This window comes from Streptomyces sp. NPDC048479 (genome assembly GCF_040651435.1).
GTDB lineage: Bacteria > Actinomycetota > Actinomycetes > Streptomycetales > Streptomycetaceae > Streptomyces.
Genome location: NZ_JBEZKA010000080.1, coordinates 1 through 7,660 on the forward strand (window position 1 = coordinate 1; position 7,660 = coordinate 7,660).

Sequence of the window (7,660 nt, forward strand, 5' to 3'; positions counted from 1 at the left end):
CTGTGGATCTCACCCGTGCTGCCGGGCCGTGCCCACGACCTGACGGCCGCCCGCGCCCATCGGATCATCCGGATCTGCGAACGCCAGGGCGTCCCCATCCTCGCCGACCGCGCCTACATGGGAGCCGGCTCGTGGGTGACAACACCCCTCAGACGCCCACCGGGCCGCGAGCTCACACCGACCCAGCAAACCGACGCACGGGCACCGGTCGAACGCGGCGTCGCACGACTGAAGTCCTGGCGCATCTTCCGCAGATCCCGGTGCAGCCCGAATCGAATGACGTCAATCGCCGCGGCAGTCCTCACCCTGGAGCGGCAACGCTGAAAGACCTCAGTGTGCCCCTACTTCGCATGGGAGGAGCTGCAAGATGATGTGTGGCTGTTCGCTGATGTGGACCAGGTACTCCAGTTGCTCACGCATGACTTCGCGGCTGCCGACGACCCGCCACAGGGTTAACTCGTCGAGCACCGCCCACAGGCGAAGCGGCCGCCCCGGTTCGCTGAGTCGGTTTTGGCGGCGCAGTCGTACCTGGAGTCGCGTGTTGATCTGTTCGGCGGTGGCATGAGGCATCTTCGACAGTCACTCGGGCGTATGCGGGGGTCTATAGCAGACCGGGGATGACCAAGGACTCGTAGGCGTGGATGGCGGCGGCCGCCGCCTCCAGTCCGATGTAGGCGCCGTATGGGATGTCGCCGTAGGAGTTCCACCATCCCTGCTGGCCGGACTCTTTGGCCATCCTCATGAGGGGATCGACGACCTGGCGGTCCACCACCCCGTAGATCTGGCACAGATCGCGGACATCGCGCTGGCTGATCCGGCGGCGACCGTTCTCCATCAAGCTGATCTTTGTCTGGGAGAGATAAGCAGTGTCGCCACATCGACGGCGCGGATGGATGTGTCCCTGAGCTCCCTGCCGGACGGGATCTGGCGTTCCCCGCGCCGTTAAGCCCGACAGGGGTGGACCTTCCCCGGCTGTGTGATCAGAGCGGGTACCAACTACCGCCCGGCAGAGCGCCGGGCGCGAATAGTCGCTACGAGTAGAGGAGAAGTCGCATGAACGCACAGCGCAGCATAGTCAGTGGTAGGCCCGCCCCGTGGGGAATGAGCCGCATGGCCCCTCTCCGCAACGGCCAGCCCACCCCGTTCCGTTACGAGAGAATCGACCCCGAGACGTAGACGGGCGGCTGGGTGCGGCGACGGCGCATTGGCCCCCTCGAGCTCGGCAAGCACCGCACCAGCGTGAACACCTACCCCGAAATACAGGTTGGAAGGGCGACAAGATGGACTCCGACAGCGGCCAAGACGCCACTCAGGGCTGAGGGCGTAGCGGATGACTGGGGCCCTTGCCGACCGCTGGGGATGCGAACTGCCAATCGGAATACCGGACCGGCGAGTCGTTCCCTTAGGGCATGGCGTTTTCCTGCCCTGGCTCCATGCGCCATCTGCGTTCGAGGAGGGCCTACTTGAAGCTTCTGCGGCATCGACTGGGCGTAGACCACCCGACGTCGGGATGAGCGAGGCGACCTGTCGCCAAGCGAAGGATCAGCGACGAACTGCCGGGCTGGAGACCTTACGGCGCCTCACGCAATTCCTCAGGGGAATCGGGCGGCCGTATGGCTTCCAAGGCTTGGACAGCGACATGCAAAGAGAAGCAGCTCTGCAGATCATCTAGGTCTACTGAGAGGACCCGTTCGATTCGATCCAGCCTGTCATAGAAGGAAGGGCGAGACATGCCGGCTGATTCTGCTGCTGCGGTCTTGTTCCTTCCGCATTGCAGATAGGCGGCGAGTACGGCCGTGAGATCGGTACCGCGGCGTGCGTCATGGTCCAGCAAGGGGCCGATCTCTTGCTCGACATAACTCTGCAGTCGACTGTCATTACGCAACTGATCCAGGAGCCCGCTTACGTGGAGATCGCGGAACTGGTAGTGAAACTCCCGAGGGGAAGCCAGATGCGTGCGGTGGGCGGTCGCCGCAATACTGATTGCTTGCGTGAGGGTTGTCCTTGCCTCTCCCATAGAAGTCACCAGAGATCCTGCAGCAATGATGAGTTCGTCCTGGCGGCCTATATCCGTTCGGCGCGTGCTCTCAATGAGCTGGCGGTGCGCTTGCTGGAGTCCTGTGGTCATGGTTTCAAGCGCCTGATCGCCTCGAGTGCCGAGGACCAGCAGGATGGCCACCGCGTCGTCGACTGTTGCCACCAAGCCCTTCATTTTGTGACGGTGCAATGCTGTCCGAACCGTATCCTCCAGTTGGCGGACTTCTGTCCCTTGTCTGGGCAGAGCAGTTGGGCGATGACGCACCGCCAGACCGACCAAGGACCCCCGGTCGAGTGGAAGTCCCATAGACTTGGCCCGCAAGGCGACTTCGCTATTCATCAATGAGTGCGAAAGGATACTGCCCAGCAGTTCGGCATGTGCTCTGCGTTCGGCGTTGACGTGAAAATGTATGGTCATTTTATTCATGGCAAGCGTCGCTGCCCCACATTCCAGGGTGGCTACAAGCACATCTTCATTGGGATGCAGTGAAATCTGCTGTTCCTGTTTGGGTGCGAGCATGAGCACACGGCCCCAGTCCGTTCCGCGTGCTCCTACCGCAGTGCTGAGCCAGCCCGTGCTCGCATCATAAAAAGTCCGCCCAGCTGTACGTATCCGGCGCGAGACCTCTTCCCAGTCCTCCAGAATGTCGCGTGTGTAGCCGGCGGCCTCATAGGCGAGTATTTGGTGGGACAAGCTCTCCAGTACTACCGGGCATCGTGCGATTTCAGCCATGTGTTGGACGACTTGCCAAGTGTTCGCGCCCTCGAGGGATAGCTCGTTGAAAGTCCGGTGGATTTCGTCTAGCTCGGTAAGGCGTTGCAACTGACGACTGAAGATCGTCCGGCCTATTGCTTCAGTTACCTCTCTGAGGCTGGTCGGATGACCACAGGTAATAAGTGGCAGCTGGTACTGCTCGGCGCTGCGGACAAGGCAGATGGGCAACGTTCCGGCGTGCCCGTGCCCCGATAGCACCACAAGCCCACTGACCCCTGATTCCGCCATAGATTGGATCATCCTTCTCTGGCTCTCCACGTCATCAGCGAAGGCGTCACTACAGGTGATCAGAAGGTCGTTCGGACGTAGCGTCCGTGAACAGGATGACGCCCCCAGAACAGTGACCCACCGCACTAGCCGTGTAAGGCCTTGCTGGCCGGCGACCACCGCCGGTGCGCCGCGTCTGATGACGTCCATCTCCAGCACATCCGCCAGCGTTACCATCGCTGCTCCTTGTCCGGCGAGCCGCCCGGCCCTTTCGGTGGAGCAGTCCGCGCACTGTCCTTGTCCCGCAGCCCTCCCCTCAAAGAGGCTGGCCGCGCAAGATGCCCCCAGGAGTGCGCCCGTCGGCTACGTAAGCGTAGGGAAGCCGCACCTCAAGGCCAATTGTGATTGCTGGGATTGCAACACCGTTTGAGGGCGGTGGCTCTTTCCAGACCGGGAGATCGCTGACAGGGCTTGCTGGAGGGCGCCAACAACCAGTTCCGGCGCTGGATCGACGACGCCTGGCAGGGGCAGCCCCGGTGGCGTGTAGCGCAACGATCGTGGCGAGCCGGTCACAGCAACTCAGCCGAAGGTGCTCTTCGGCGCCGCCGGGGTGTGCCGGCAGTGGCCACCTGGTGGGTGTGCGGTAATGGCCCAGCGCGAAGACGTACCACGGGATCGTCTACGGGGCGCGAGCCCTATGGCGACGGAGTGCCCGTAGTAGTCGCAGGAGTCACGACCTGCCAAGAGCTCCGGGAGAGAACTGCACGCGGCTGCGGGTCCTGCGCGCCTATCCGCGGAACGACCAGAAGACCGCGATCCAGTTCCGACCACGTTCTGGTCAAGCTGCCGTTCGCTGTCGAGCAGGTCCAGACCGACAACGGCCAGGAATTCGGTCCAGCCTTCCACTGGCACCTGCTCGACAAGGGCATCGGCCACGTCCGCATCAAGCCCCGCACGCCGCGGCTGAACGGCAAGGTCGAACGGTCCCACCGCATCGACTCCGAAGAGTTCTACCGCCTCCTGGAGGGACAGGCCATCGACGACGTCAACCTGTTCAACACCAAACTCCAGGAGTGGGAGGACTACTACAATTACGATCGCCCCCACGGCGCATTCACCGGCCACACACCCTACGAACGACTCCGGCAGAAAGCCCAGAACCCACTGTCATAGTCCTCCGTCAGTTGCACATCCTCAATAGCCAACCCACGTTGTTACCACCGTTGTGCCACCTGCTCAGCACGTTGTGATGGTGCGATAATCGTTGTCTTGGGTGGTAGGGACTATCTGTGCCCGGATGCCGTGACAGGCGGAGCCGGCGAACTGATGGCTGGCCGTCACTGCGTAGCGGCGACTCCCCTGCAGTTGCACAGAGAGGGAGTTGCCGCTCCTGCTCTCCGGTGAGGCGAGTGTCCCTCCGATGGTGGCGTCGTACCAGGAAATGGTGACAGTAAAGGGGGCGGTCGTCGTTGACGTGACGGTCACAACGGCCGTGACCTTGTTGGCTGAGGTGAACCGCAGTTCAGGGATGCTCACCGTTCTCACGAACCTGGGAACCCCGCGGGTCGGCGGAGGGCTTCCTTGTTGAGCCTTCACCGTGGGGCTTCCGGATGCGGCAGCGGGTCGGCCCTCTTCCTGATTGGTGGGAAGACGGGTGGCAGAGATTGATTGAGACGGCGATAGATTTCGTAGAGACCCGGACGTTTCTGCTTCCCCGACAGAACCGCGCTTGGGTGAATTCCGGACGCTGGTGCCCTCTCGCGCAGGAGCCGACCGCTCCTGCGGGGCATCAGCCGCCTTGACGGCAAGTGTGGCCGTGCCCGTTATGCACAGAACGAGTCCTACGGACGCGATCCGTGTCTGCTTTGTCGACTTCTTTCGCAGGTTGGCAGATGAGGGAGGGGCCGGACTCTTGCCTGTCAGTGTGGATACTATGTGGCCTATCTCCTCCCTGCCGCGTTCTTCCCATTCTGCCCCTAGTGCGGAGACAGACCAGTCAGTGATAGCCCTTGCGAACTCCCGGGCATGTACTGGCTGGGGGCTCTGTGCCTGGGCGATTCCCCAGTGGAGCAATGGGATCAAAGAGCTGGCGGATGTGCACCTAATAGCTTGGAGTGCCGGATCGTCGTCGGATGTGGGCTCTGCAGGCAAGGGTTCACCCGTCAGGCACTCGATGAGTAGGGATGTCACCGTGCGGGTATCACTACCCGGCTGCGTGGCTTCGGTTCGCCAGAGGACACCGCTCCAATCACATCCCTCCACCTTCACGTGCCCGTCCGAACCGATCATGACGGATTCCGGGGTGACGTTGCGAAACAGCACGCCAGCTTCTTGAGATGCGCTGATTCCCTCTAGGGCCTGCACGCTTACCGCCAAAGCTGCCTTCAGCGGCAGGATCTTCACGGCCTGCAGGATCTCGCGAAGCGATAGTCCGGGGACGAATTCGGAGATCACCGCCACCCCATGGGGGCCGATGCGATACCCGTTGGTTCGGATCAGGTGCGGATCTTCTGACCAGTGAAGCGCTTCGGTATCGGCTCGTATGCTCTCAATAGTCTTTGCGCTGGAATAGCCGGAGGCGAAGAGGTAGGTGATGACAGCGCGGCCGCCGGAGTGCTTCGCCCGTGCCAGGACAGACGAGGACCTCCGGCTGCTATGGACTTCGCGGATCAAGGCGAAGTCGTGAAGAGCCCACGGCCTGCGGTCCACTCCTTCCACGGGATCGCTGTCAGGGCCCCATCTTCCCCAGCGTGCGTCTCCTGCTGCCCAGTCCCTGAAGTGCACTACGGCTCCCTTGACTTGCTCACTGCGACTTCGAGCGGTACGACCTACGGCATCCGTGGGACGGCGTCAAATTGAACGCGCACAGAGCGGGAAGACCTTGGGCAACGTGGCCGAGCCCAGCCAGAGCATCAACGTCGAACTGCGCCACCGCCAGCGGGCACGCGCCGAGGACCGCATCCGTGCAGCCCGCGCGACCGGCCTCGGGCGGCGGCACCCACGAGTTCGTCGACTGGCTCTCCAAGCAGGGGAGATGGCTGTCGTATTCGGTGGGGATGACCATCACCGACGCCATCCACCAGGCCGTCCTGAAGATTCCGGCATCGGCCTGGACGGCGGCCGTCGAGCCGCAGGGGCAGGTCCGTGACGGCGCCTGGGTCGCCGAACTCGCCGGAGACGTCCTCAAGGGCTGGCCGAAAGGTCTGCGGCTGATCGTCGCAAGGAACGGCCGCACCCCGGCGCCCAGTTGCACATCACCGACATCGACGGCAACCGAATCACTTGCTTCGCCACCAACACCAAGAACTCCCCGATCGCGGAGTTGGAACTGCGCCACCGCCGCCGGGCCCGCTGCGAGGACCGCATCCGCACCGCGCGAGCGACCCGCCTGCGCAACCTGCCGCTGCACGGAGCTGCCCAGAACCAGCTCTGGCTGCAGATGTCTCGCTCGCGTTGGATCTGCTGGCCTGGCTGCCGATGCTGGGGCTGACCGGCCCGGCCCGTCGCTGGGAGGTCAAAAAGCTCCGCCTGCGTTTGTTCTCCACGGCCGGCCAACTGGTCACCTCCGGCCGACGCCGCTACCTCAGGCTGGCCCACACCTGGCCATGGACCGACGTGATCACAGCAGCGATCAACCGGCTCAGCGTTCTTCCGAACCCGGCTGACAAGAAGCTTCACCCGTCCCGACAACCTGCTCCACCTGCCGGAACTGTGGAACCCGGCGCACACCCGACGCGACAGCCGGGCCATCAGTCTGCCCGGACCCGAAAACCCCGCCAACTCTCGTCATAAGGGAGCCGTCAGCAAGCTGACGGCTCCTCACGTAGGGTCGCGAGGCGGCGCGAGCCTGATCTTGGTCGCCAGCGTCCCGGCGAACGCCGCCGCGGGAGCGGTCACCCGCCCGGTCCCGCCGATCGCGGACTCCCGGTCCCAGACCAACGTCCTCGGCACTCGGCCGATCCCGCTGATCAGCGACCACATGCCTGAGAGGATGTCGCCGGCCTGCCGGGTCCGGATCATCGTCGCGGTCATGAACCGGGAGAACCCCCAGCGCCATCACCAGCACCGGCACCACCCGCTCCTGACCCACGGCGACCTGTACCTTCGTCTCCGGGAACCACAGATCGCACTGCGCGATCTGCCCCGGCTCGTAAGTCACCCGATCGATCGGGTCGATGCCGACATACTCCGGCCGGATCAACGCCAGCCGCTTGCGCAGGGGCGCCGACGAGTACGGCCAACCGATCCTCTCGGCGATCACCGGGGCCGGCATCCGGGGCCACTCCTTCAGCAGGGCCCGCATCTGCGGCTCGAACGCGTCCGTCACCTGCCCGCGCGGAGCCCGCTCGTACTTCGGCGGCCGATCTGAGGACAACGCGGCCCGCACTGTGTTCCGAGCCACCCCCAGCTGCCGCGAGATCTCCCTGATGGGCACGCCCTCCGCACGATGCAGCCGACGTATCTCTGCCCAGTCCTCCACCTTTAGCACCCTCCAAGAATGATCAGGGGGGTCAAGGTTGCCGGAGCAGTACGGGGTCAGTCTTCAGGTTCTGGATCACTTTCCGTGCAGAGCCACGGAGCGTCACCGAAGCCGCGAACATGAGCGGTTGTGGCTGACGAACTCCTCCAAGACCTCTGGTT

6 protein-coding genes and 2 pseudogenes are annotated in these 7,660 nt (G+C 63.6%); 3 read left to right on the top strand and 5 right to left on the bottom strand.

Annotated elements, in window-relative coordinates; genetic code table 11:
- Positions 1-324, top strand: a 324-nt coding sequence (locus AB0D12_RS40745) for a transposase family protein (RefSeq protein WP_362695015.1), incomplete at its 5' end; no start/stop codon positions are given.
- Positions 325-330: 6 nt separating this feature from the next.
- On the opposite strand, the gene AB0D12_RS40750 is transcribed toward AB0D12_RS40745, so the two are convergent.
- From AB0D12_RS40750 to AB0D12_RS40760, 3 genes are all read right to left on the bottom strand, one after another.
- Positions 331-570: a Scr1 family TA system antitoxin-like transcriptional regulator gene (locus tag AB0D12_RS40750; protein WP_362695018.1), complete on the bottom strand. Its 240-nt coding sequence runs from the start codon at positions 568-570 to the stop codon at positions 331-333.
- A 31-nt stretch (positions 571-601) separates the two neighbouring features.
- Positions 602-835: a hypothetical protein gene (locus AB0D12_RS40755; protein ID WP_362695021.1), complete on the bottom strand. Its 234-nt coding sequence runs from the start codon at positions 833-835 to the stop codon at positions 602-604.
- A gap of 735 nt (positions 836-1,570) precedes the next feature.
- Positions 1,571-3,256: a PucR family transcriptional regulator gene (locus AB0D12_RS40760; RefSeq protein WP_362695024.1), complete on the bottom strand. Its 1,686-nt coding sequence runs from the start codon at positions 3,254-3,256 to the stop codon at positions 1,571-1,573.
- A gap of 471 nt (positions 3,257-3,727) precedes the next feature.
- On the opposite strand from AB0D12_RS40760, the gene AB0D12_RS40765 reads away from it, so the two are divergent.
- Together AB0D12_RS40765 and AB0D12_RS40770 are read left to right on the top strand one after the other, a co-directional pair.
- Positions 3,728-4,192: an integrase core domain-containing protein gene (locus tag AB0D12_RS40765; RefSeq protein ID WP_362695027.1), complete on the top strand. Its 465-nt coding sequence runs from the start codon at positions 3,728-3,730 to the stop codon at positions 4,190-4,192.
- 1,811 nt (positions 4,193-6,003) lie between these two features.
- A pseudogene (locus AB0D12_RS40770) lies at positions 6,004-6,679 on the top strand (transposase); the annotation flags it as partial.
- On the opposite strand, the gene AB0D12_RS40775 reads toward AB0D12_RS40770, so the two are convergent.
- Together AB0D12_RS40775 and AB0D12_RS40780 are read right to left on the bottom strand one after the other, a co-directional pair.
- Positions 6,660-7,346, bottom strand: a complete 687-nt coding sequence (locus tag AB0D12_RS40775) for a hypothetical protein (RefSeq protein WP_362695030.1) — start codon at positions 7,344-7,346, stop codon at positions 6,660-6,662. The pseudogene AB0D12_RS40770 and the gene AB0D12_RS40775 sit on opposite strands and share 20 nt — an antisense overlap.
- A gap of 6 nt (positions 7,347-7,352) precedes the next feature.
- Positions 7,353-7,508: pseudogene (locus AB0D12_RS40780) on the bottom strand (sigma factor-like helix-turn-helix DNA-binding protein); the annotation flags it as partial.
- Positions 7,509-7,660: the final 152 nt, after the last annotated feature.